This window comes from Psychroflexus aestuariivivens (assembly GCF_004010055.1).
In the GTDB taxonomy this organism is placed as follows: domain Bacteria; phylum Bacteroidota; class Bacteroidia; order Flavobacteriales; family Flavobacteriaceae; genus Psychroflexus; species Psychroflexus aestuariivivens.
On sequence record NZ_RQVT01000018.1, the window covers coordinates 17045 to 43704 of the forward strand.

The window sequence follows — 26660 nt, forward strand, 5'->3', positions numbered from 1 at the left end:
TGAAGTTTAAGCTTTAAAGATTTTAAAGGGAATTAACTAGATTTTACTCAAATTTTCACTTAATGTAGCGATGAATTTTTTGATAGGATTCTTAATCATCATAGCCATCATACTGTTGAAATCGCCTTCAAACACTAATTGTACTTCACTAGAATTTTCATCTATTGCCTCGATATTTCCAGTAAGTGTAAATGGAAGTTTGTCGCTTGCTGCAGCAAGGATGACTTGGTTCGGAGAAGTGATTTCTTTGAGTCTAAGTTTGATGACCGGCATGCCTTTCAATTGAAATAAAAAACTTTGTTGGTCTAACATCTCAAATTTTTCAATACTCTCAGGCATTATTTTTTCAAAATTCTCAATATTTTTCAGGAAGTTAAAAACTTCTTGCTGAGATTTTTCAACTTTAACTTTTGGGCTTTCTAAATTCATAATTTTATTTGTTCCATTCAGCAGGATTGGCCTGCCATTTTGTTAGTAATTCAACTTCTTCTTTATTGAGATAACTGCTTTTGTAAGCCTGATTTATCAACGTGTTGTAGTTGCTTAAAGTATAAAGATCGACATTTTCTGACTTGAAATTTTCTTCTGCAATATCGAAACCATAGGTGAAAATTGCCATCATTCCTTTGACTTTGGCTTGGGCTTCTTCTTTAAGTGCTTTTACAGCATTCAAGCTACTTTTGCCAGTGCTAATAAGATCTTCAATAACCACAACATTCTGATGCGTATCTAATTTACCTTCAATTTGGTTTTTGCGACCGTGTTTTTTTGGTTCTGGACGAACATATACAAAGGGTAAACCCAGATAATCTGCTACAATTGCTCCAATACCAATAGCGCCAGTTGCTACGCCAGCAATAGCATCAGGTTTGCCAAATAATCCCTCAATTGGTTTTGCCATTTGTTCAACTATATAATTCCGAATTGGAGGGTAGGAGAGTATAATTCTGTTGTCGCAATAAATTGGAGAATGCCAACCACTTGCCCAAGTAAAAGGACTTTGTGGTTCTAATTTTATTGCGTTAATTTGCAGGAGTAATTCTGCAGTTTTTTTTGCGGTATTTTCATTTAAAATCATAAATGCAAATGTATAAAGTTTTCGTTAATGATGTGCCGATTATATTATCTACACAAGAAAATATTGGATCGCAATATACATCTATCTCCATCAAAAAAGCAAAGATAAAACGGCTCATTAAGCAAATAGAACAAGGAGAATTGCACTATCTCAACCTTTACCATAAGAAAGAAGACAAACTACTAAAACATCTTAAAAAAAAGTTGAAAGTGGTAATTGCCGCCGGGGGGTTGGTGTACAATAAGAATAATGAAATTTTATTCATTTATCGAAATAAGAAGTGGGACTTGCCCAAAGGTAAAGCTGAAAACGGCGAACCTATTGAAACTACTGCTATTCGTGAAGTCGAAGAGGAAACAGCCGTCCAAAATCTCGAAATTACACGATTTTTACAAACGACCTATCATATTTTGAAACGCAACGGAAAATACAAATTGAAAGAAACCCATTGGTATGAAATGCGAACTGATTTTGATGGCGAACTCGCTCCACAAATCAACGAAGGTATCAAGAAAGCCAAATGGAAAAATTTTGAAAAATCCCAAAAAGCACTCAATAAATCCTATGCCAATATCAAATTACTTTTTCCAAAAGAATATTTAGTTGTGCACCCTAAAGATCGGATATAAACGGTGTGTAGATTCATAATATTTAGACCGCTTGTGGATCCAATCTAATTGTGCATACCAGTTTTTTGCAAATTTTGGATCTGAATTTTGTTTTTCTTCAAATTCAGCTTTTAGTTCAGGATTTTTAGCTAGAATTTCTATGGCTAAATCTTCAAAAACGTAGGGTGAAAAACCTTCTTTTTGCTGCAAAATACTATCGAAAAAATTCCAATTGAAAAATGAATCTACAGCTTCGGGTTCCAAAGTTTCTAATAAATAACGAATGCCTTTTTGATTTGTATTTACAATGATATCACCACTTCTAAACTGTCGTTGCATAATTTCCGAAGAAACTTTTGTTTCACTATGTAGATAATGACCTTCATAGGGAGAATTTCTGGTTTTGAAATCTTCTATCCTATATGCCTCGACTTCCATTAAAGTGTCATTAAACAATCTTGTATAAGAAATGTCATTCCATTTCAATAACTCAATCACCGATGTCCATTGCTGTGGAATGACATAGGATTTGGGGATTTTTACCGAATCAGTAGGCTTAAAACTGTTGTAATATTTAATTTCTTTGTTATAAGGTTTCTCCCGGTTGAATTTAATTCGATCTAACCCAGTGACTTCGCTTTTCAATTTTTCAACTTCATAACCTAGAAAATTTAATGTGGTATTTTGAGTTGAATCTACTTTAAAATTAATTGGGTAATACTCAGCTTCAACAAGTTTTTCAAAGCGATCTTGTCGTAAATTTTGAATTTCTTTTTGGTGCTTGTCAGAAATTTCTATGATGCTTTTCAACATACTAAGCGTGCCTTCAACTCTTTTGTTATAAGGCTTCAACATGTGAGTCTCAATCATCAAACCTATAGAATTCCATAAACTTGTGTAACCTGTAGAATATCTTGGGGAATCGTTGAATTGCGTGAATCCATATTCAGGAGATTTATTGAAAACATTTACATAAGGTGTGATTTTCCAAGATTTTTCTTCTAAATCGCGTTCTATATCAGGTCTGTAAGTTTGATTTAGAAATTCACCTAAATCTCCACCCAATTTATTGTGTTGTGTAAATAAGTGCGTCAGCGTGTATTGATAATCTGCGCCATTGCTAACATGAGTATCAACAAAAATATCTGGCGAAATTTCATGATAAACTTCAAAAAAAGCCTTGCTGTTTTTGGAATCGGACTTAATGAAATCACGATTCAAGTCTAAATTCTTAGCATTGCCGCGAAATCCGTATTCCGCTGGACCTTTTTGATTGGTTCTTGAATATGAATTTCGATTTAATGCACCACCAACATTATAAATCGGAATGGCGTAAATTTCTATATTTTCTGGAATCTTGTAATCTCCTTTTGCCAAAGCTCGAAACAAAAGCATCGACGCATCAACACCATCGGGTTCACCGGGATGAATCCCATTATTAATTAGAATTTTTAATGGCGAATCACTGCCGTTTTCTTTAGAAAACTTTACCAATTTTAGTGGTTTTCCTATGTCTGTTTCATAATGTTCTTGAATGGAAACCGAGCTAAATTCTTCGGCTAGCTTTTCATAAAAGTGAATCACTTCTTCATAAGTTGAAGTCGAATACCCTTTAGAATCTTCAAAGGTAGTAGTGATGTTGAATTCTTCCTCGTTTGTTTCATTTCCATCATTTTCTTTAGTCTCATTTTTACAGCTGAACAGACTTAAAATAATGATGAATAATAGACTATATTTCCACATTTATATTTTTATTAGATTTATATAAAATCATATTTTTTAATTTGCGCTACTAAATTATAATTTTGAAACATCTCTACCTGTTTTTTTTCTTTTTTTCTGCAATTCTTTTTAGTCAAAGTCAAAACGATACCACAGATTTAAAAGAAGTTGTCATCAAAGCTGACTCAGAAATTCAATCAGATTTTCAGTCCGATGCCAATGTGTCTCTACTAAATCGACAAGATATTTTGCGCGGTGACCAAAGTATAATTACGCCAATTCTGAATCAAATTCCTGGCGTTTATATGCAGCAAGGCGGTCTGAATACTAATAAAATCAACATTCGTGGCATTGGTGCACGCGCCCAATACGAAACCAATCGACTAAAATTGTATTACGATAATATTCCACTAACCACCGCCAATGGAACATCAACTTTAGATGATATTGATCTGACTAATATTTCTAATATAAAGGTTATCAAAGGACCTCAAGCAACTGAATTTGGTGCTGGTTTGGGTGGCGTTATCCAGTTAAAATCCAACTTACCAAAAAAGGAAACCATAAATTCTGGATTAATTTTTGGAAGTTTCGATTATCTGAAACAAAACTACAGTTTAAGTCAGGCCACAGAAGATAAACAGATTTATCTGTCTTACAATAATCTGAGTTCAGGCGGTTTCAGAGAAAATAGTGAATACCAGCGCGAATCTTATTTTCTGAATTCAAAATGGAAACTTTCTGAAAATTCAGACTTGCAATTTTTAGGGCAGTTCACTTCCATGAAAGGTTTTATTCCAAGTTCACTTAGCAGAACTGATTTTGAAAACAATCCTGAATCTGCGGCATTTACATGGGCGCAAGCCAAAGGCTACGAATCTTATGATAGTGGAACTTTTGGTTTGAATTGGTCTCAACATTACGACGAATTTTACACCCAAAACACTTCAGTATTTATGAATTTTAGAGATGCCTACGAGCCGCGACCATTTGATATTTTAGAAGATCAAAACATTGGCTTTGGAATTCGCCATGTTGGTGGTGTCCAATTTTCTCTATTTGAAAAAGCAGCAGAAATAAAACTTGGAGGCGAATTTATGAAAGACGATTATGACGTTTCTACTTTTGAAAATTTATATGAACAAAACAATAATCAAGGCAGTTTGCAAGGCGAAAAAATTTCAGATTTGAAACAAAACAGACAATACTTGGAATTGTTTTCCACTCTAAAAATTGAGTTGAATTCAAGGTGGAATTTTAAATTTGGCTTAGCAACCAACAAAACTAAATATGAAATTTCTGACCGTTTCTCGACTGGTGAAAATGCCCAAAACGGAAATTATGACTACGATCGTGTGTGGTTGCCAAATTTTGTGAGTCAGTATCAATTTAGCGACAATCATAAAATATCAGCCTCCATAAGTCGCGGTTTCTCTGTGCCAACACTAGAGCAAAGTTTGACCGAGGAAGGTGTTTTCAATACAAATTTAAAACCCGAAAAGGCTTGGAACTATGAAGTTGGTTATCAATCCAAATGGTTTGGTAGTCAGCTTTTGGCAGAGGTCAATGCGTATTATATGAATGTTGAAAATCTATTGGTTGCTCGTCGTGTAGACGAAGATCGTTTTGTTGGCATAAATGCGGGTTCAACAATTCATCCTGGAATTGAATTTTCTTTCAAATCGAATTTAGATTTAGATGAATCATTACAAATTCAGCCTTATTTCTCAGGGAATTTCAATTTTTATGAATTTGATACTTTTGTCGATGGCGATGATAATTTCAGCGGTAATGATTTGACAGGTGTGCCAGACAGACAACTAAATTTTGGCTTAGATGCGGTAATTTTTAATCGTTTGTATTTATTTTTTCAAACCAATGCGGTTTCAGAAATTCCATTGAAAGATGCAAATACGGAATTTACTGAATCTTATGCGTTTTCAAATTTGAAATTAGATTATAGATTTATAATTTTCAAGGAAATTCAAGTGTCATTAAGCGCTGGTGTTAATAATATGTTCAATGAAAAATATGCAGCAAGCATCGTAACTAACGCCGTTGGTTTTGGTGGAAGTGAGCCTAGATATTTTTATCCAGGACAGGGTAGAAATTACTTTGGCGGTTTCAGATTGAGCTATAATTTTTAAACTTTTCTATCTTTTTTCGCTCGAACTGCATTCGGTACTAAACTAGTGTAATCACCATTATTCCTGATAACATCTCGTACAATAGAGGAGGAGATATAGCTTTTTCCGCTTGAGGTTAATAAAAACACGGTTTCTATTTTTTCTAATTTTCGATTGGTGTGGGCAATGGCTTTTTCGAATTCAAAATCAGCTGGATTGCGCAAACCACGCAAAATGAAATTCGCTTTTTGAGTTTTACAATAATCGACAGTGAGGCCTTGGTAAGTATCTACTTTTATTTTTGGTTGTTTTTCAAAAGTTTTCTCCAAAAACTGCCTGCGCTCCTCTAGGGAGAACATATATTTTTTGTCTGCATTGATACCGATGGCAAGAATAATTTCATCAAAAAGCGTCAGACCTCGCATAATTATATCATAATGTCCAATAGTTACAGGGTCGAAAGAACCAGGAAAAACAGCACGTTTCATAAAAATAATTTTCTGTAAGTTAATTAAAGTGAATCTGGTTTCAAAATTAATTGTTTTGCTTTAGGATTTGGCTTCTATAAGTTTAAATCAGTTTGCTTGTCTAAAGCAACTTCTACCGCATTTCCAAAAAGTTCTTCCAGAGATATGCCACCGACTTTTGCTTGTTGTGGTAAAATACTTGCTTCGGTTAAACCTGGACAAGCATTACATTCTACAAAATGCGGTTCACCATTATGGAAAATAAATTCAGAACGCGTTAAACCTTTTAGTTTGAGTAGTTTGAAAATATTTTCAGCAATATTTTGAACTTTCTGCTGTTGCTTTTCAGAAATTCTTGCAGGTGTAATTTCTTGAGATTTACCTAAATATTTGGCTTCAAAATCAAAAAATTCATTTTCAGAGACTATTTCTGTTACCGGCAAGGCTTTGATTTCTCCATCAATATTAATGACACCAACACTAACTTCCGTCCCATCTAGAAAAGATTCTATAATGACTTCGTGGTCTTCTTTGAAGGAATGTTCCAAAGCCGATAAAATATCTTCTTCGTGTTTTACTTTTGAAATTCCATAGCTACTGCCAGCGCGATTAGCTTTGACAAAGCACGGTAAACCAACGGTTTCAACAACTTTTTTGGGGTCGACTTTGTCACCTTTATTAACGAAATAATTTTTAGCAGTTTTTATACCGTAAGCTTTCAAAACTGAAATACAATCACGTTTATTGAAAGTCAAAGCCGCCTGGTAATAATTGCTTGCTGTTTGGGGAATTCCCATAGTTTCTAAATAGGCCTGGAACAAGCCATCTTCACCAGGTGTGCCGTGAATAGTGTTGAAAACACAGTCGAAATGAATCAATTCATTATTGATTTCAACAGAAAAATCAGACTTATTTATAGGATAAGTTTTGCCATCATCGGTGGTGACAAACCAATGCGTTTTCATAATACTGGCACGAAATACACGATAATTTGTTTTTGATAAATGTTGGTAAACCACTTCACCGCTTTTCAAGGAGATTTCAGCTTCACTGGAATAACCGCCCATGGCGACAGCAATATTTTTTTTCATGTCAAAATTTTGTTCAAATATAATTGAAGATTTTAAGGTGCGTATTTTTCAGGCTAGAAAAACTTCCTGTTGTTGCTAATTTTTAAGACAACTTTGCCACAAATTTTCCTTGGGTAAATCAGCTTCAAAAGTAATTGACTCTTTGCGAACAGGATGAATCAATCGTAAAGTTTTAGCATGCAAATGAATGCTGGCATCTTTGTTACTGCGGTCGAAACCATATTTTAAATCGCCTTTAATCGGACAACCAATGGCAGAAAGTTGGCTCCGGATTTGGTGATGTCGTCCGGTTTCCAATTTAATTTCCAACAAGAAATAATTGTCTAAGTTTTTTATGATATTATAATTCAGAATGGCTTTTTTTGAATTTTCAACAGGCTTAATATGTGCGTAGGATTTATTTTGTTTTGGATTTCTCTTCAAGTAATGAATAAGTTTAGCTGAAGGATTTTCAGGTTTATTTTTGACTAAAGCCCAATATATTTTGTCAGTATCATGCGCTGCAAAAGCCTTATTGAGTCGAGATAAAGCTTTGGAAGTTTTGGCAAATAAAATCACGCCGCTGGTTGGTCGATCCAAGCGATGTACCACGCCAAGATAAACATTTCCGGGTTTATTGTGTTTTGTTTTCAGATAAGATTTTACGATTTCACTCAAAGGTTTGTCACCAGTTTTGTCTCCTTGTACAATATCGCCAGGTCGCTTGTTTACAGCGATTAAATGATTGTCTTCGTAAAGTACTTGTAAATTTTCAGAAGTAGAACTCATTATTTTGAAATATTTGCGTGTGCAATGTAATAGAATTCATTTTTATAAGCAACGCAAGGGATTCTTGTTTATAATTAAATATTTAACATTTTTAAACTAAAGAATTCGTTGGTAATTAAGTTTTTTAATTCTAGATTTGAAATTCAATCAAATTCTACATTATGAATATTTTAAAATCTTTGACGCTGTTATTCATTACAGCTCCTTTGATGCTTTCTGCACAACAGGTAAATTATGATGATCCGATTCCGATGGATCCTGATGTGAAAAAAGGTAAACTTGAAAATGGTTTGACCTATTACATCAAAAAAAATGATAAACCCGAAGATAAAGTCGACTTGAGGTTAGTCATAAATGCCGGTTCGATTTTAGAAACCGATAAACAACGCGGATTAGCGCATTTTATGGAACATATGTGTTTCAATGGAACTGAGCGTTTTCCAAAAAATGAACTTGTAGATTATCTGCAAAGTATTGGCGTAAAATTCGGTCAACACCTTAATGCTTATACAAGTTTCGATGAAACCGTATATTTCTTGCCAATTCCTTCTGATGATAAGGAAAAGCTGAAAAAAGGTTTCGAAATCCTTGAAGATTGGGCGTTTAATGCGACCTTAACTCCAGAAGAAATCGATAAAGAACGCGGCGTTGTTTTGGAAGAATATAGGCTTGGTTTGGGTGCAAACAAGCGTATGTTGGCTAATTACATCGATAAATTGATGCATGGATCGAGATATGCAGATCGTTTACCGATTGGTAAAAAGGAAGTTTTAGAAAATTTTGACCACGAAGAGTTAATTCAATTTTATGAAGACTGGTATAGACCAGATTTAATGAGTGTCATTGCAGTTGGTGATATTGATGTGAATGAAATTGAAATTATGATTAAAAGACATTTTTCAAAACACACGAATCCTAAGAATCCGAAGCCAAGAAAAACTTACGGCGTTCCAAATCACAACGAAACTTTTGTAGCTGTAGAATCTGACAAAGAAGCTGCTTTTTCTCAGGTTGAAGTTTACTACAAAGATTATGATGAATCTGAACCGAATACCACAATCGGTGATTACAAATCTCAGTTAGAAATTTCTTTGTTTTCAACTATGATCAACAATCGATTAGATGAAATAAGAAATAGCAATAATCCGCCATTCAACTATGGTTTTTCTTATTATGGCGGCACTTGGTCACGAGATAAGAAAGCATACCAATCTTCTGCAATGGTTGGCGAAGGCAAGCAATTAGATGCTTTGAAAGTTTTAGTTGAAGAAAACTTACGTGTAAAAGCACATGGATTTACAGAAGCTGAACTTGAACGTGCTAAAACAGAAATGCTAACTAGAGTTGAAAGACAATATAAGGAAAGAGACAAAACAGAATCTTCTCGATATGTACAGCAACTTCAAAATCAATTTTTACGAGGAAGTGTGATGACTAACATAGAGTGGGATTTTAAAATGATGGAAAAACTTTTGCCTAAAATTGTGGTTAAAGACATCAATGGACAAATTGACAATTACATTAAAAAGGACAATAGAGTTGTAATTTTGACTGGTCCAGAAAAAGATGGTTTAAAACAGCCTACTAGAGAAGAAGTCTTAAAAGTTATCGACATTGAATCAAAAAATTTAGAGCCTTATGAAGATGAAGCTATTGCTGAAAGTCTAATTAGAAGAAAATTACCTGAAGGAAAAATTGTCGACACTGAAACTAACGAAAATGTAAATTCCAAAACCTTGACTTTGTCGAATGGTGCAATGGTCACCTATAAGAAGACAGACTTCAAGAACAATGAAATTTTATTTGAAGCTATTAGTTTTGGTGGATCGAACTTGATCGATGACGAAACATATAAAGAAGTTCAATGGGCGATGGGCGGTCTTACAGAAGCTGGCTTTTCAGGAATGGATAAAAACGATATCAGCAAGTTTATGAGCGGCAAAGTAGCACGTGTAAATCCTTATGTAGGCGGAACAACAGAAGGGATGAGTGGAAGTGCTTCACCAAAAGATTTGGAATATTTAATGCAAATGATTCAAGCTTATTTTACAGATTTGAATTATGACGAAGAAGCATTTGAGAGTTATAAAACTAAACAAAACGCATTCATGTCGAATTTAACATCTATGCCAAATGTTTATTTTCAAGAACAATTCTACACGTTTTTAAGTCAAAACAATCCTAGATTTAATGGTATTTTCCCTGATGAAGAAGCCTGGGAACGCACCAGTTACAAAAAGGCGTATCAGATTTATAGAAAACGTTTTGAAAATGCTGGAGATTTCCATTTTTATTTTGTTGGTAATATTGACGAAGATGAATTCAAGTCTTATGTAGAAAAATATATCGCTGCCTTACCTGCAACAGAATCTTCAGAGAAACCTAAAGATTTGGGCTATAGAATGTTGGAAGGTGAACATAAAAAAGTAGTAAAGAAAGGACAAGATCCTAAAAGTCAGGTTACCATTATGTTTTATGGAGAAGCAGATTATAAACCAAAAGAAGCGATGGCTTTAGATGCTGCAGGAGAAGTGTTGACCATAAAACTAATCGAAGAATTGAGAGAAGGAGAAAGTGGTGTGTATGGTGCAGGGGCAAATGGAAGAATGAGCAAAGTGCCTTATGGAAGCTATAATTTCAGCATTAGCTTTCCTTGTGGTCCTGAAAATGCAGAAAAATTAACAGAATCTGCATTAATGGAATTGAATAAAATTATTCAAAATGGTCCTACGGAAGAAGATTTAAAGAAATTTAAGGAATCTGCAAAACTGGAATACAAGGAAAAATTAAAAGAAAATAAATTCTGGTTAGATCAATTCACAAAAGCTTACACTTACAATACTTCTTTGGATGATGTTATGAATTACGAAGACAGAATTGAAAGTTTGAAAGCAGATGATATTCAAATGGTTGCTAAAAAGTATTTGTCTGAAGACAAAATCATCGGAATGTTGATGCCTGAAGATAAAGAATAAATCTCAGTATCAGTTTTAAATAAAAAGCCTGCAAAATTTGAATTTGCAGGCTTTTTTGATTTTAGAAAAGTGGTAAATTTAAGTTTGAATCACACCAAGATTGAAATCTTTTTCAATTGGGGCGTGATTAGCAACTTCAATGCCGGTAGAAATCCACTTTCGCGTTTCTAGAGGTTCGATAACCGCATCTGTCCACAATCGCGCAGCCGCATAATACGGACTGGTTTGTTCGTCGTAATTGTTTTTGATTTTATCGTAAAGTTCTTTTTCTTTCTCTTCGGTGATTTTTTCGCCTTTAGCTTTAAGTCGAGATGTTTCAATAGAAAGTAAAACTTTAGCGGCAGAGTTTCCACTCATCACGGCTAATTCTGCACTTGGCCAAGCAAAAATCAATCTTGGATCATAAGCTTTTCCACACATTGCATAATTTCCAGCACCATAAGAATTCCCTATAATAACTGTAAATTTCGGCACCACAGAATTACTTACTGCATTAACCATTTTAGCTCCATCTTTAATGATACCGCCATGTTCACTTTTGCTGCCCACCATAAAACCAGTCACATCTTGAACAAATACAAGTGGTATTTTCTTCTGATTACAATTTGCTATAAAACGTGTGGCTTTGTCTGCGGAATCACTGTAAATGACGCCACCAAACTGCATTTCACCTTTTTTGGTTTTTACAATTTTACGCTGGTTGGCAACAATTCCAACGGCCCAACCATCAATTCTGGCATAGCCCGTAATTATGGTTTGACCAAAGCCTTTTTTATATTCTTCAAATTCAGAATTATCCACCAAACGTTCTATGATTGGCATCATGTCATACTGGTCGCTTCGTTTGGCAGGAAGCAAACCATAGATTTCCTTAGGATCTAATTTAGGTTGTTTGGATTTTTTTCTATTGAAGCCAGCTTTATCAAAATCTCCGATTTTATCCACAATATTTTGGATTTTCGATAAAGCATCTTTATCATCTTTTGCTTTATAATCGGTAACACCGCTAATTTCGCAATGTGTTGTGGCGCCGCCTAAGGTTTCGTTATCAATGCTTTCGCCAATAGCAGCTTTCACTAAATAACTGCCGGCGAGAAAAATACTACCGGTTTTGTCTACAATCATGGCTTCATCACTCATAATTGGTAAATACGCACCGCCAGCTACACAACTGCCCATTACAGCAGCGATTTGAGTGATCCCCATGCTACTCATCACAGCATTATTTCTAAAAATTCGACCGAAATGTTCTTTGTCTGGAAAAATTTCGTCTTGCATAGGCAAATACACACCAGCACTGTCGACAAGGTAAATAATTGGCAAACGATTTTCGATTGAAATCTCTTGCGCTCTCAGGTTTTTCTTGCCCGTGATTGGAAACCAAGCGCCAGCCTTTACCGTTGCATCGTTAGCAACAACAATTACTTTTTTGCCAGATACGCTTCCAATTTTCACAACCACGCCGCCGCCAGGACAACCGCCGTGTTCTTCGTACATGCCTTCTCCTGCAAATGCACCAATTTCTATCGCTTCATCGGCATTATCAAGCAAAAAATCAACACGTTCTCTGGCAGTCATTTTTCCTTTGCCGTGGTGTTTTTCTATTTTCTTCTCGCCACCACCGAGACTCACTTTTGCAAATTTTTCTCTTAAATCTGAAACCAAAAGCTTATTGTGGTCTTCGTTTTTATTAAATTTTATATCCATAATTTTTCATATCTGTGGTTGAAGTGCTAAAATACAAAACCAAATTTAATTATTCCGAAAAGGTTTTCGTGAGAATCTTAAAATTTAAAAATATTAAGGTTTCTAAAATTAACATATTCATAAAGGGAATTAAATTGAAAAGTACTCCTAAGAGCTTTTTGAATTCATTAACTTGCCTTTTTTAAAATTTTAAGCTTTATGAAAAAACTTTATTTCACAATTATTTTCGCTTTTATCGGATTAACCATGCAAGCCCAAGACGATGCTTTTATTACGACTTGGGAAGTGACAACGGATGATCTCGAAATAATTATACCAACTATTGGAACTACGGTTGGATTTAATTACAATTTTACAGTTGATTACGGTGATGGGACTGTTGAGACAAATTTGACAAATGATCGTGCCCACACATATAATTCTCCTGGAATTTATACAGTTACTATTACAGGTGATTTTCCAAGGTTTTTTTTTACTGAATTATCTGAGGACAAAGCTGCAATGCTAAAAACCATTGAACAGTGGGGTGATTTTGAACTGGTTACAATGAAATATGCATTTAGAGGTTGTATAAATTTAGAAGTTAATGCAACAGATGCACCTGATTTAAGCCAAGTAGATGATATGAGTTTTATGTTTGAAGATTGCACTTCTTTAAATCAAGACATTAACCATTGGGATGTGTCCAATGTTACCAATATGAGTTATCTTTTTCGAGAAGCATCGAATTTTAACCAGCCCTTAAATAATTGGGATGTATCCAATGTCACTAATATGAGTGGTATGTTTTCAAATGCAGATAACTTCAACCAATCTTTGAATGACTGGGATGTGTCTAATGTCACAAATATGATTAGTATGTTTTCAAACGCTAGTAACTTCAACCAGTCTTTGAATGATTGGGACGTATCTAGTGTATCTAACATGAGAAGAATGTTTCGTTCAGCAGAATCATTCAATCAGTCATTAGATAATTGGGATGTGTCAAATACTTTAGATATGGGCGGAATGTTTGCGTATGCATCATCATTCAATAAAACTTTAAATGATTGGGATGTGTCCAATGTCACCAATATGAGTGGTATGTTTTCAAATGCAGATAGCTTTAACCAATCTTTAAATGACTGGGATGTCTCCAATGTCACCGATATGAATAGCATGTTTTTAGGTGCAGAAGATTACAACAAACCTGTTAACAACTGGGAGGTTGCTATTGTTCAAGATATGGAACAAATGTTTATGAATACTGAGAGTTTCAACCAGCCATTAAATAATTGGAATGTTTCTAATGTCGAAACTATGAGAGGTATGTTTCAAAATACCATAAATTTCAATCAACCACTAAGTGACTGGGATGTTTCTAATGTTCAAGATATGGATGAAATGTTTGAAAATTCAGAGAGTTTTAATCAGCCTATTAATAATTGGAATGTTTCCAACGTTGAAACTATGACATATATGTTTAAAGATACCAAAAGTTTCGATCAACCTTTAAATAATTGGGATATTTCAAATGTTGATTCTATTGCATGGATGTTTAAAAATACAAATATGTTTAATCAACCATTAGATAATTGGGACGTTTCTAGTGTTATATATATGAATGGAACATTTAGTGATGCTGAAGCATTTGATCAGGATTTGTCAAATTGGACTTTTAGCAACAATGTTGTTTTAAATGGTTTTTTAAGTTATTCTGTATTGTCAACTCAAAATTATGACTTGCTTTTAAATGCATTGGATGATTCAGGTCTTGAAAATATAAGTATAGGGGTTAGGGAATTGTTTTATTGCAATAAGCTTGCGCATCAAAGCTTAGAGTCTAAAGGCTGGTATTTTTCTGGAGACTTTCATTTGGTAAATTGCAATTTTACAATTTCCGAAGATGCCTTTGCAACTATCTGGTATGTTGAAACCGATGATTTAAACATAACAATACCAACTCAAGGTTCTGGTTATAGTTACGATATTGATTTTGGTGACGGCAATACTTTGACAAATGTTTCTGGAAATATTTCTCATACTTATAATCAATCTGGGGCTTATGTTGTATCTATCTCTGGAGATTTTCCAAGCATAAATTTTGGACAATTCTCTGAGAATTCTAATGAACCAGAAAAATTACGGCGAATAATTCAATGGGGAAATAATGAGTGGTCTTCTATGCAAAATGCATTTAACGGGTGTGAAAATCTTATTATGACTGCGAATGATGTTCCGAATCTTTCACAAGTCAGTGACTTTAGTCATATGTTTGAAGGTTGTGCATTGTTAGATGAAAACTTCAACGACTGGGACGTGTCCAATGCAACTGATATGCAGTCGATGTTTAAAAATGCCGAAAAATTTAACCAAGCTTTAAACGATTGGGATGTTTCAAATGTAATTAACATGTCTTCAATGTTTGAAAATGCTGAGGACTTTAACCAACCATTGGATAATTGGGATGTTTCTAGTGCTATGGATGTGAGTTTGATGTTTAGAGAAGCTGAAAATTTTAATCAACCACTAAATAATTGGGATGTTTCTAGTGTTACAGATATGAGTTTTATGTTTATGGAGACTGAAAATTTCAATCAACCCTTAACTAATTGGGATGTTTCTGGTGTTATTGACATGAGTGAAATGTTTAATCAAGCTATTAGTTTTAATCAAGATATATCGACTTGGGAGTTTAATGACACTGTGCTTTTAGGTTTTTCTTCCCTTGATAATGGATTTCTGTCCTTTTCAGGATTGGACGTTGACAATTATAATGCGTTATTAAATCAATTTGTACTTTTAAATTTAGAGAATAAAAACCTTGGTGCTTATGAATTAAAATATTGTAACGTTATAGCTAGAGATTATCTTATTGATCAAAAAGGTTGGACTATTGAAGGTGATGAACTTTCAGAAGTTTGTGATTTTAATCAAATCGTTGGTAATGTTTATCATGATGAAAACAATGATGATTGCAGTTCGTCTATTATATCTCAAGGCGATTTTTTCATTAATGCAACTTCTAGTTCTGTTGATATTATAACGACTTCCATAGGCAGCGAAGCCTATGTTTTAAATCTCCCAGAAGGAGATTATGAGGTTGGACTTATCAATTTGCCGGATTATTTAGAGGCGACGCCAGAAATAACTAGCATATCATTGTCAGATGCTGGTAATGAAGTTCAACTCGATTTCTGTATATCTGGCAACCAAACTATTGAAGATTTAAATGTAGTTTTAGTTCCTATTGGAGAAGCACGACCTGGTTTTGAAGCGGATTATCAACTCGTGATTGAAAATGTGGGTACACAATCGGTAGATGATGTCACATTAACTTTAGATTTTGACGACAGCATGCAAACCTTTGTATCGGCGAACCCTAATCCAGATGTCGTTGGAAACAATCAATTGACATTTCAGATTCCAAGTTTACAGATTTTTGAAACCATGACTTTCGACCTTACGATGCAGATATTTCAACCACCGATAGTTAATGGCGGTGATTTTATAAATTTAACAGCGAATATTACGCCGGACACTAATGATTTTACGCTTACTGACAATCAGTATGATTTAAGACAAACCGTTGTAAATTCTTTCGACCCTAACGATAAACAAGTTTTGGAAGGCGAGCAAGTCTTGATTGAAAATAGCGACAAATTTTTGCATTATTTGATTCGTTTTCAAAATACTGGAACTGCCAGCGCAATAAATGTCCGTATTGAAGATATTTTGCATGACAAACTGGATTGGAATACAATTAGACCAGTAAGTTCTAGCCATAATTACCGGATAGAAATCACTGATGGCAATCAAGTTGAATTTATTTTCGAGGAAATTTTCCTTCCTCATGAAGACGCAGATGAAGCTGGAAGTAACGGATTTGTAGCTTATAAAATCAAACCCAAATCTGATGTTGAAATTGGAGATATGGTTTCGGGTAATGCCGCAATTTACTTCGATTATAATCCGCCGATTATCACCAACACAGTATCCACAACTTTTGTAGAAGAGTTGAGCATTGTAGATTATGCGATGAATCAAATTCAAGTGTATCCAAATCCAACAAGTCGCCAATTGAATATCAATTCAACATACAATCTTCAAGTTGAAAACATGACATTGTTTGATATCAAAGGCAAAACCATCAAACAAATAGAAGGTGGTCAAAGACAAATCAATATGCAGAATTTAGAAGCCGGCATATATTTCCTAAAAATTCAAACTGAACACGGCGAATCAACTCAAAAAATTATCAAGCGATGATTTTGTGATTCGATACCAATTAAAAAAAAGCCCAATCATTTCTAAACGATTGGGCTTTTTTATATTTTCAAAAGAAATTACTTTAATGGAATTTGCTTCAGCACTTCTAAAGTCAATTTCCAAAACTTTTGTGTACTCGAAATGCTAGCACGTTCGTCAGGAGAATGCGCCCCACGAATGGTTGGTCCAAAAGAAATCATATCCATATTTGGATAATGACTGCCCAAAATCCCACATTCTAATCCAGCGTGACAAGCTGCAACATGTGCTTGTTCATTGTTTTGTGTTTTGTAAATCTGATCGACAACCTTCAGAATATCAGAATCAGGATTTGGTGCCCAACCTGGATAATCGCCAGAAAGTTCAACTTGAAATCCAGCCAAATCAAATGCGCTTCGCAAACTGTTGGCTAAATCGTCTTTGGTAGATTCTACCGAAGAACGCGTAAGACAAAGCACTTCTATTTTTCCATTATCAACTGAAATTTTAGCAATATTGTTAGAGGTTTCTACCAAACCATCTATGTCTGGACTCATTCGGTAAACGCCATTATGCGCCGCATAAATAGATTTAAGAAACGCATCTTGAACATCACTACTCATCACTTTTTTTGGTGTTTCGCACTCAGAAATACTAATATTCAAATTTGGTTCAAGAGAAGCATATTCAGTTTTTATGGCTTCAGAAATCTTTTCAATCGTTGAGAAAAGCTCATTTTTGTGTTTGTTTTCAACGATAAGGACAGCAACGCTTTCTCTTGGAATGGCGTTTCTTAAACCACCACCTTGAATACTAGCTACACGAGAATGCACTTGTTCGTAAGCTGAAAATAATAATCTATTCATCAGTTTGTTGGCATTGCCCAAACCTTTGATGATGTCCATGCCGGAATGTCCGCCATTCAAACCATTTACAATGATTTTGTAGGCTGAAGAATTTTCAGGAACGGACTCTTCAATATAGAATCTTGTAGCAGAAATATCGACGCCACCTGCGCAACCAATGCCAATTTCATCGTCTTCTTCAGTATCTAGATTCAGAAGAATTTCCCCATCAAGAATGCTGTCATCTAGTTCTTTTGCGCCAGTCATCCCAGTTTCTTCGTCAATGGTAAACAAGGCTTCTAATGGCGGATGCGGAATATCATTGCTTTCTAAAATCGCCATAATCGTTGCTACGCCTAAACCGTTGTCTGCGCCGAGTGTTGTGCCATCAGCTTTGACCCAATCACCATCGACGTACATATTGATGCCTTGCGTTTCAAAATCGAATTCTGTATCGTTGTTTTTTTGATGAACCATGTCCAAATGCGACTGGAGTACCGTTGTTTTTCGGTTTTCCATGCCTTGGGTTGCTGGTTTTTTGATGATGACGTTTCCAGCTTTATCTTTAAGCGTTTCTAAACCTAAATTTTGTCCAAAATCCATCATGAATTGTATGACTTCATCTTCTTTTTTGGACGCTCTTGGAACGGCATTCAATTTGGCAAAATTCGACCAGATTACTTGTGGTTCCAAGTTTTTTATATCAGTATTCATCTGTATTGTTTTTTGATTTTCGCAAAGATATGCATTGTTAATTTATCGGTCGTACCAACATTTGTAAATTTGAATTAAAAAAAAACAGCCAACTTAAAATGAAGTTAGCTGTTTCAAATAAAAAATTCTTTCCAAATTTATTTCTTATACCATTCCAGCAATTCTACTTCTATCTCAGGATTAGCTTTGTTAATTGTTTTTTTGAAATGATCTATATCGCTAAAATATGATTCACCCTCTTTTTTTCCTCTGTAATGGTAAGGAATTACTTTTTTTGGTTCAAATTGCATTACACTTTCTATAGCTTGATCTACAGACATTGTATATGGTAAATTCATACAAATTAAAGCCAAATCAATGTTTTCTAAATTTGCCATTTCTGAAATATTTTCTGTATCGCCACTGATGTACATCCTGTAGCCATCTAAATCGAGTAAATAACCGTTACCTCGACCTTTAGGATGATATTCCATACGTTCTTTGGTGATATTATACATCGGTATGGCGGTAATTTCTATATCATTTGAACTAAAAGTTTCACTGTTAGAAATCACTTTAGTCAACTTTCGAAGTGATTCTGACATTTCTTTATACACGGCTTCTGGAGCTAAAATTGTAAAATCATTCCCTAATTCTTCCAAGGTTTCTAAGCTTAAGTGATCGCCGTGAATGTCTGTAATCAAAATATAATCGGGTGTTCCCATTTTTTTATATGTTTTAGCATCGCCAACAGGATCTACAAAGAAGAGCTTGTCTTTCCAGGTCATACCAAAACTGGCGTGAGATACAGGCATAAGTTCTACCTGATCAGTTTTATGCGATTCAGTTTCTTTACTTTCTTTAGAATCTTTTTTACACCCAACTAAAATAAAGGCGAAAACAATCAGTACATAAATTTTTTTCATGATTTTCTTTTTGAATTTTAGTCTAAAATAGTTTTATTTTTTGATGTTTCAATTTGAAATGAATCTTTTTTTTAATAACATCTATTTCAATATTAAGTAGTAAATAAATCGCTTTTCAACAAAATACTTAAACTTTTGTCTCCTGCTAAAATTAATTTTAGTATTCAAAAATACATTACTTTTGGCACGTAAATTTTTGATTATGCTTGTTTCAATTTTGCTGATTTGTTTAGGCTTTGTTCTTCTTATCAAAGGTGCCGATTGGATGGTGCGTGGCGCATCTACTTTAGCCAAACAGTACAATATATCTGACCTAAGTATAGGTTTAACGATTGTAGCTTTTGGAACTTCCGCACCAGAATTGGTTGTCAATTTGGTCGCAGCTTCCCAAGACCAGCCAGATATTGTGTTTGGTAATATTATCGGTAGTAATAATTTCAACTTATTTGTAATTCTAGGAATTGTAGCTATCATAGCTCCAATTGGAGTTAAATCGAGTACAGTTTGGAAAGAAATTCCTATTTCAGCTATTGCAGTTCTTGTCTTATTTTTATTGGCAAATTCATTTTTGTTTTCTAGTTCATCTGAAGTTTCGCGTTTGGATGCTTTGGTGCTTTTGGTCGTTTTTGCAGGATTTTTGTTTTATGTTTTTCAACAGATGAAGAATGACAAAAGCAATCTTGAAGTGCCGACAGAGCAAATGAGTCGATGGAAAATTACTGCTTATATTGTCGCTGGTTTAGCAGGCTTGATTTTTGGCGGACAACTGGTTGTCAATAATGCTACAGAAATTGCTACACATCTCGGCGTGAGTCAAAAAATCATAGGATTAACTATTGTCGCTGTAGGAACATCTCTACCCGAATTGGTGACTTCTGTAGTTGCTGCTTTAAAGAAAAATAGCGACATCGCTATTGGTAACGTGGTCGGTTCTAATATTTTCAACTTCTTATTGGTTATTCCGTTAAGCGCATTGTTAAATCCATTGGCGTTCAACACCGAATTCAATACAGATCTATATTTGCTTTTTGGTGGAACTTTATTTTTATTCGTAGCCATGTTTACCGGTGGAAAGAAAAAATTAGATCGGTGGGAAGCTTTGGTATTATTAGGAAGTTTCATTGCATATACTTCATACTTAGTTTATCAAGCAATTTAGAATAAGTTATTTTACTTTCATTGAATCTGTGAATTCAACAAGTTAATAATATTTTTCCCTAAATTTGTTTAAACACTTTATACGAATGAAAAAGTTATTTATAATTACAATACTGATCGGAATTGTAAGTCAATTTACTTATGCTCAAAACTTTGACAAAACTAAATTGGACAATTATTTCGATGTACTTGAAACTAATAATAAATTTATGGGAAGCGTTGCCGTTTCCGAAAACGGTGAAATAATCTATACAAAGTCTGTTGGTTTTGCTGATTTTGAAAACAAAACTGAAGCCGATGAAAATACAAAGTATAGAATAGGCTCAATTTCCAAAACTTTTACAGCTGTCTTGGTTTTGAAAGCTGTAGAACAAGACAAGTTAGATTTGAGTCAGACTTTAGATGAATTTTATCCTAGTATTGAAAATTCAGATGAAATAACAATTAAATACTTGCTCAACCACCGTAGTGGAATTCATAATTTTACGGCAGATCAAGACTATTTGTCTTGGCACACTCGACCAAAAACAGAATCGGAAATGCTGAGCTTAATTGCTGAAGGCGGCAGTGATTTTGAACCAAACAGTCGTGCACAATACAGCAATTCCAATTACATTTTATTGTCATTTATTCTGCAGAAGTTATTTAAAACTTCATATGGTGAATTGCTAAATAATCAAATTACTGAACCTATCGGATTGGACAATACTTATCTGGGAGAAAAGATTAATACTGCAGATAAGGAAAGCAAATCCTACACCTATATGAACACTTGGACGGTAGAAAACGAAACTGACATGTCTATTCCTTTAGGTGCTGGCGGAATTGTATCTACACCGATTGATTTGGTGAAATTTAGCGATGCATTATTTACTGGAAAACTTATTAGCGACAATAGTTTGGAGTTAATGAAAACAGTAGAAAATCAATTTGGACTTGGACTGGTTCAAATACCATTTTATGATAAAACTGGTTATGGACACACTGGCGGTATCGATGGATTTAGCAGTGTATTTTCTTATTTTTCAGATGGAAATATATCTTATGCTTTGACTTCAAATGGAACAAATTACAATAACAATAATATTTCTATAGCTGTATTGAGTGCTGTGTTTGATAAGCCTTACGAAATTCCTGAATTTACTACTTATGAAGTTGGCTTAGAAGATTTAGAGCGTTATTTAGGCGTGTATTCTTCCGTCGAATTTCCTTTGAATATTACAATATCAATGAATAATGAAACCTTAGTTGCACAAGCCACTGGCCAGTCTGCATTTCCCCTTGAAGCTACCGCAGAGCATAAATTTGAATTCAAACAAGCCGATGTAGTTTTAGAGTTCAAACCCGAAACTCAAAGTATGATTCTCAAACAAGGCGGTGGAGAGTTTACTTTTACAAAAGATTAATTTTTTTATTTTAAAATTGAATGTCACATTTATCGAAACATCAACAAGATTTGAAATTTTCGACCTATTGGGAAAAATATCATAAGCGTCCGAAACTGTACTATTTTAAAGAAAGCATTTTATATTGGGCATTGCCATTTACATTGTTTAAACTATTTTTTGAATTTAAAGATCATCAGTTTCATTTGTTCTCGGGTTGGGAAAACCAAGTTGTTTAGGTGTTTGGTATCAATGTTTTTCTTGGAATTCTGAAAGCTTTTTTTCAATTTCGTGTTAATGATAAACGCTACAGAAATATAGAATCAAATCTGCAGAATTAAAAATGAATGAACTCTCCACCTAAAAATCACCCGTTTTACCAAAAATCAAAATCCCAAAAACTTAAGTTTTATGGCAAACTGATTGGCATTATTTTGCTGTTCAATTTGCCTTTTGCTGTTTTGGCTTATATATTGAATTTATTTGCTATTGTTGCATTTAGTTTCTTTGTAAGCCTTACAATTTTAGCACCGTTTATCGATGTGCCAGGCATGGTCAAGAAAGGTAAACTGCATTATTTTTCTGAAATGTTGCTGGCAGAACAACCAAAAAACAATATCGTTAATATTCATGGCAGTAGCTTGTTTGTTTATTATTTTATGCTGAATCGTAAACAGAGTGGTAAGCAGCGAACGCAATTTATTTTGAAATCATTTTTAGAAGGTTTGATAAATATCATAGATGAGTATGAAAATGATGAGCAATTGAAAATCTGTGGTACCAGTCACATTCTGAATGCAAGAACAGCTGAAAAATTGGGTTTTGAATTGAAACCAAGACAAATCACCCAAAGTGTGATTTTGGTATTCAACTTTTTCAATATTTTGGCGTGCAATTACTTGTCGAAAGGCAAATTGGTTGCTCCAAAATTCAGCAATATCAAAAGTTTTGAAGCTAAAATTTCAGATTTGAAAGCCAATCGTAAACGCCTTATTCAGTATAAAAACCACCTTAAAACTTAACCAAATTATATTTTTCATTCCATCATTGGTGGAATGATGGCGACTTTGTTTTCAGATTGTTTGTTTTGAATTTTATCTATTTTATTTTTCTGATCATCGGTCAAATTGTCTTGGGTCTCGTAGTTTGATAGCTCTAAGGCGAATTTTGAATTATTGTTTACTAATTTCACAATTCCACCATTAAATAAGTCTTGAGTAATTACACAGGGTTGCACCTGCCAAGGCAAATCTTTTGTACTATATACTGTAATACTGCCATCCTTTGATACATATTTACTTGTCTTATAGCCACGAATTATAGTTTTTGACGTGTCTATTTTTTTAAAATGAAGATCCTTTAATACATAAGATGTATCAACATCTAAAAATTTATAAAATGCACTTTTTTCATAATCTAAACAAACATCTTCTTTTTTCCCAGTTGGGTTGAAGTTTAATTTAAGTTTTTCGGGAGGTGTTATTATAAATTCGACTAAGTAAGCAACACTCTGATTCGAAAAAAAATGGTAATTTATATTATCATATAAAACACTTTCCATTAGATTTAACCCATCCAAGCTCTTACTTTCATAGGTGAAAATGTTGTTATTGTTTGTCTGAGCATGAACAAAATTAATGCTCAATACGATTATCAATATTGATAAATAATTGGATTTTAGCATAACTTTTTTAAATTAATTGAGTTAAAATTAAGGAAGAATGCAAAAAAGCATTCTTCCTATTAGTATATAGGTTAAAAATTTTTGTTTAAAAAATTCTTTGTCTGTTAAGGTCATTCCTTAAGCCTTCAGCAAATTGATTTGAGGCCACAAATTCATTTCTAGAAAAAGTGTTTAGATAAGTTATTTGACCATTTGAATTTACTTCCGCATTAGCTTCAAATTCTACAGAAATTTCTGTTCCTTCTCCTATGCAGCCTTCTCCTAAAGTTGCTGTACCTGAGATAGCAGTAATTTCAGGAGGCATAGTTGCCGTTAAAGTAACATCAGCTTCATATGATATATTACAATCACCAATGTTAAAATTGCCATCTATACGAATTGTTATACCCGTATTAACAGGTTCTGCAATGTCTACGTTCTTTAATGAATCAGCTCCAAAAGCAACTGTTGAACTCATTACTAAGGCTAAAATAAAAATACATCTTTTCATATTTAAAAAATTTAATTAAAAAAAGTTAAACTGAACACTTTGTTCAGAAGATCTAATAGTGAAAGAGATCTTTTTCAAGTCATAATAGTTTCTGCAGATATTATGTGTTATCAAAACTATTTATTAAATCCTTGGTTTTTCTTAAAATAAAGTTAAATATATATTAAAGTATATATTTTTAATAGGTTACTCTTATTCAACCTATAAATGCAACTTAACCTTTAAAGAGTGGTTTATCAGGTATAAATATAGGATTTTTATATTTTTAAAGTATTCGATTTAATCTCCCTCAATTCTCTATTTAGATTTTGAAATTGCTATTTTAGTCGAGTGCTATTAAAATTTTCAAAATGAAATATGTAATTTTCTCCCTTGTCATTGTCTTATTTGCCTGTCAAGATCCTAAAAATTCAACTTCAGAAAATACCGAAGAAACGTCCGAACCTCCAAAAAATATAGACTTTCCTGAATTTACCCAATCCGATGCGCAAGCTTTATTGAGTTTGCCGTTAGATTGCGTAACACAGGAATTCCCTAACAAACTTGGTCAAGTTTTGGGCAGTGAAGCCGATTTGGCAAGACCCAAAGATTTGCGACCTGCATTTTACGGCTGTTTCGATTGGCATTCTTCAGTTCATGGGCATTGGGCTTTGGTGAAATTGCTTCAGAAATATCCGAATTTGCCAGAAGCTAAAGATGCCAAAACTATACTGAAACAACATTTGTCTGAAGGAAATATTCAGCGTGAAATCGCTTTTTTCAAAACCGAACACAATACTACTTTTGAGCGCACCTATGGCTGGGCGTGGTTGTTTCAGTTAAGCACTGCACTCAAAAATTGGGAAGACGAAGCCGCGCCACAACTTTTAGAAAACCTAATGCCGTTGACTGAACTTTTGGAGGAAAAAATGAAAACATTCCTGCCAAAACTCGTTTATCCAATTCGAGTGGGCGAACATCCTAATACGGCATTCGCATTGAATCTAACTTACGATTATGCTTTGGCTTTCAATAAAACAGAACTTCTAAATAGTATAAAACAGCGCGCTAAAGATTTCTATTTGAAAGATGAAAATTGTCCGTTGAAATGGGAGCCAAGCGGCTATGATTTTCTGTCGCCTTGTTTGGAAGAAGCAAGGTTGATGTCAAAAATTTTACCAAAACAAGAATTTGAAACATGGTTGAACCAATTTTTACCTGGAATCTACAATTCTGATTTCAATATGGAATTGGCAGAAGTGGGTGACCGCGAAGATGGAAAACTGGTACATCTGGATGGTTTAAATTTTAGTCGTGCTTGGAATTTGTACCAACTTTCTGAAACATCTCCTAAACTGAAGCATTTGAAAAATCTCGGCGATGCGCATTTTGTTAAAGCTTACCCTAACTTGATTGGCGATTCTTACGAAGGCGCGCATTGGTTAGGAACTTTCGCTTTGTATGCTTTGGATCAAAGAACAGAAATGTGAAATCGATTTTCAAAAACATAGGCCCAGGAACTTTGGTAGCCGCTGCTTTTATTGGACCGGGAACCATAACAATTTGCACTTTAGCAGGATTGAAATTTGGCTATAATTTACTCTGGGCGTTGCTATTTTCCATTTTGGCAACCATACTTTTGCAGGAAATGTCTGCTAGATTAGGCTTGGTTTTACGTCAGAATTTAGCCACGGCAATGCGCAATTATTTTCAAAATCCAGTCTTAAAATTTTCACTCATCACACTTGTCATTTTGGCTATTGTTTTGGGAAATTCTGCTTACGAAGCTGGAAATATAAGCGGCGCAGTTATGGGAATTTCTGTAATTACTGGCGAAACCCGACTCAGTTTTAACGATTTCAGTTTCAACTATATGCCAGTCATTCTGGGTACAATTTGTTTTTTTATTTTGAATTTGAACACCTACAAATACATTGAAAAAATTCTGATCAGTTTGGTGATTTTAATGAGCCTTTCCTTTGTAGGAACAGCTTTGATAACCAAACCAGATTTAGTCAATATAGTAAAAGGTTTGACTATTCCAGATTTCCCTAGAGAGTCACTGTGGACTATTTTAGCCATTATTGGAACGACCATTGTGCCGTACAATTTATTTCTACATTCCTCCATTGTTCAAGAAAAATGGAAAGATGCTGAAAGTTTGAAATTCGCACGTTGGGATACGATTATTGGCGTTGGTTTGGGCGGACTGGTGTCTGTGTGTGTGGTTATTACAGCTGCCACCATAGAACAAAATGAATTGAATTCTATTTTGGATTTGGCAAAAACCTTAGCGCCCATTTACGGCACTTATGCTAAATATTTATTGGGATTTGGTTTTTTTGCTGCTGGAATCACCTCTACAATTACCGCTGCTTTGGCTGCTGCTTATGTTTTGAAAGCCTGTTTAGGCTGGACTTCAGACAAAAGCAAACTTTATTTTCCTTGGGTCTGGCGTTTAATTTTGCTTTTAGGGGTAATTTTTGCCTCCTTCAATCTGAATCCGATTCGCTTGATTGAATTGGCGCAAATCAGCAATGCAATTTTATTGCCATTCGTTGCCTTGTTTCTGTTTTTGATTTTGAGTAATACCAAAATTATGGGGCGATTCAGGAATTCTAAACTTCAGAATATTTTCGCTGTGATTATCATCGCTTTCTGTTTCTTTCTGGGATTGAAAAGTTTGTTTTTGGTCTTTCAGTAATTAATACTTAATTCTAAATAAATACAT

Annotated in this window: 20 protein-coding genes; 9 read left to right on the top strand and 11 right to left on the bottom strand. The window is 34.2% G+C overall.

The features are described from left to right. Window positions 1–36: 36 nt before the first annotated feature. Together EIG86_RS03020 and pyrE are read right to left on the bottom strand one after the other, a co-directional pair. A complete protein-coding gene (locus tag EIG86_RS03020; protein ID WP_127844670.1) occupies window positions 37–429 on the bottom strand; it encodes an STK_08120 family protein in 393 nt (130 codons plus the stop codon). A gap of 4 nt (window positions 430–433) precedes the next feature. Then, complete coding sequence (pyrE, locus tag EIG86_RS03025) at window positions 434–1078, bottom strand: orotate phosphoribosyltransferase (RefSeq protein ID WP_127844671.1); 645 nt, start codon at window positions 1076–1078, stop codon at window positions 434–436. 8 nt (window positions 1079–1086) lie between these two features. On the opposite strand from pyrE, the gene EIG86_RS03030 reads away from it, so the two are divergent. Beyond that, a complete protein-coding gene (locus EIG86_RS03030; protein ID WP_127844672.1) occupies window positions 1087–1707 on the top strand; it encodes an NUDIX hydrolase in 621 nt (206 codons plus the stop codon). On the opposite strand, the gene EIG86_RS03035 is transcribed toward EIG86_RS03030, so the two are convergent. Next, complete coding sequence (locus tag EIG86_RS03035; RefSeq protein ID WP_127844673.1) at window positions 1678–3429, bottom strand: M14 family metallopeptidase; 1752 nt, start codon at window positions 3427–3429, stop codon at window positions 1678–1680. The two genes, EIG86_RS03030 and EIG86_RS03035, sit on opposite strands and share 30 nt — an antisense overlap. A gap of 62 nt (window positions 3430–3491) precedes the next feature. Between EIG86_RS03035 and EIG86_RS03040 the strand changes: the two genes are divergently transcribed. Further along, window positions 3492–5555: a TonB-dependent receptor family protein gene (locus EIG86_RS03040; RefSeq protein ID WP_127844674.1), complete on the top strand. Its 2064-nt coding sequence runs from the start codon at window positions 3492–3494 to the stop codon at window positions 5553–5555. Here the strand turns inward: EIG86_RS03040 and coaD are convergent. The 3 genes from coaD to EIG86_RS03055 form a co-directional block, all read right to left on the bottom strand. Next, complete coding sequence (gene coaD / locus EIG86_RS03045; protein WP_127844675.1) at window positions 5552–6022, bottom strand: pantetheine-phosphate adenylyltransferase; 471 nt, start codon at window positions 6020–6022, stop codon at window positions 5552–5554. The two genes, EIG86_RS03040 and coaD, sit on opposite strands and share 4 nt — an antisense overlap. Before the next feature lie 74 nt (window positions 6023–6096). Next, the gene (locus tag EIG86_RS03050) at window positions 6097–7092 is read right to left on the bottom strand and encodes a D-alanine--D-alanine ligase (RefSeq protein ID WP_127844676.1); all 996 of its coding nucleotides are present in this window, start codon (window positions 7090–7092) and stop codon (window positions 6097–6099) included. 75 nt (window positions 7093–7167) lie between these two features. Further along, entirely contained in the window at window positions 7168–7860 is a 693-nt protein-coding gene (locus tag EIG86_RS03055; protein ID WP_127844677.1) for an RluA family pseudouridine synthase, read from the bottom strand. A 161-nt stretch (window positions 7861–8021) separates the two neighbouring features. On the opposite strand from EIG86_RS03055, the gene EIG86_RS03060 reads away from it, so the two are divergent. Continuing rightward, window positions 8022–10835, top strand: coding sequence for a M16 family metallopeptidase (locus EIG86_RS03060; RefSeq protein WP_127844678.1), 2814 nt, complete (start codon window positions 8022–8024; stop codon window positions 10833–10835). 78 nt (window positions 10836–10913) lie between these two features. Here the strand turns inward: EIG86_RS03060 and EIG86_RS03065 are convergent, their stop codons facing one another. Further along, complete coding sequence (locus tag EIG86_RS03065; RefSeq protein ID WP_127844679.1) at window positions 10914–12542, bottom strand: acyl-CoA carboxylase subunit beta; 1629 nt, start codon at window positions 12540–12542, stop codon at window positions 10914–10916. A gap of 198 nt (window positions 12543–12740) precedes the next feature. Between EIG86_RS03065 and EIG86_RS03070 the strand changes: the two genes are divergently transcribed. Further along, window positions 12741–16790 carry a BspA family leucine-rich repeat surface protein gene (locus EIG86_RS03070; protein ID WP_127844680.1) on the top strand — a complete coding sequence of 1350 codons (4050 nt, stop codon included), beginning with the start codon at window positions 12741–12743 and terminating at the stop codon, window positions 16788–16790. A 77-nt stretch (window positions 16791–16867) separates the two neighbouring features. Here the strand turns inward: EIG86_RS03070 and EIG86_RS03075 are convergent, their stop codons facing one another. Both EIG86_RS03075 and EIG86_RS03080 read right to left on the bottom strand, forming a co-directional pair. Next, complete coding sequence (locus EIG86_RS03075; protein ID WP_127844681.1) at window positions 16868–18328, bottom strand: aminoacyl-histidine dipeptidase; 1461 nt, start codon at window positions 18326–18328, stop codon at window positions 16868–16870. Window positions 18329–18465: 137 nt separating this feature from the next. Then, entirely contained in the window at window positions 18466–19233 is a 768-nt protein-coding gene (locus tag EIG86_RS03080; protein ID WP_127844682.1) for an MBL fold metallo-hydrolase, read from the bottom strand. Between the two features lie 202 nt (window positions 19234–19435). On the opposite strand from EIG86_RS03080, the gene EIG86_RS03085 reads away from it, so the two are divergent. The 3 genes from EIG86_RS03085 (at window position 19436) to EIG86_RS03095 (ending at window position 22798) form a co-directional block, all read left to right on the top strand. After that, complete coding sequence (locus EIG86_RS03085; RefSeq protein ID WP_127844683.1) at window positions 19436–20392, top strand: calcium/sodium antiporter; 957 nt, start codon at window positions 19436–19438, stop codon at window positions 20390–20392. 85 nt (window positions 20393–20477) lie between these two features. Next, window positions 20478–21797 carry a serine hydrolase domain-containing protein gene (locus EIG86_RS03090; RefSeq protein WP_127844684.1) on the top strand — a complete coding sequence of 440 codons (1320 nt, stop codon included), beginning with the start codon at window positions 20478–20480 and terminating at the stop codon, window positions 21795–21797. A gap of 326 nt (window positions 21798–22123) precedes the next feature. After that, window positions 22124–22798: a hypothetical protein gene (locus EIG86_RS03095; protein WP_127844685.1), complete on the top strand. Its 675-nt coding sequence runs from the start codon at window positions 22124–22126 to the stop codon at window positions 22796–22798. Between the two features lie 14 nt (window positions 22799–22812). Here EIG86_RS03095 and EIG86_RS03100 read toward each other — a convergent pair whose 3' ends face one another. Next, on the bottom strand, window positions 22813–23337 hold the full coding sequence (locus tag EIG86_RS03100; RefSeq protein ID WP_127844686.1) for a hypothetical protein: 525 nt from the start codon (window positions 23335–23337) through the stop codon (window positions 22813–22815). Window positions 23338–23545: 208 nt separating this feature from the next. Continuing rightward, window positions 23546–23950: a hypothetical protein gene (locus EIG86_RS03105; RefSeq protein ID WP_127844687.1), complete on the bottom strand. Its 405-nt coding sequence runs from the start codon at window positions 23948–23950 to the stop codon at window positions 23546–23548. Between the two features lie 350 nt (window positions 23951–24300). Between EIG86_RS03105 and EIG86_RS03110 the strand changes: the two genes are divergently transcribed. Together EIG86_RS03110 and EIG86_RS03115 are read left to right on the top strand one after the other, a co-directional pair. Next, entirely contained in the window at window positions 24301–25419 is a 1119-nt protein-coding gene (locus EIG86_RS03110; RefSeq protein ID WP_127844688.1) for a DUF2891 domain-containing protein, read from the top strand. Further along, window positions 25416–26633: an Nramp family divalent metal transporter gene (locus EIG86_RS03115; RefSeq protein ID WP_240032167.1), complete on the top strand. Its 1218-nt coding sequence runs from the start codon at window positions 25416–25418 to the stop codon at window positions 26631–26633. Before EIG86_RS03110 ends, EIG86_RS03115 begins: the two co-directional genes overlap by 4 nt. Window positions 26634–26660 lie beyond the last annotated feature (27 nt).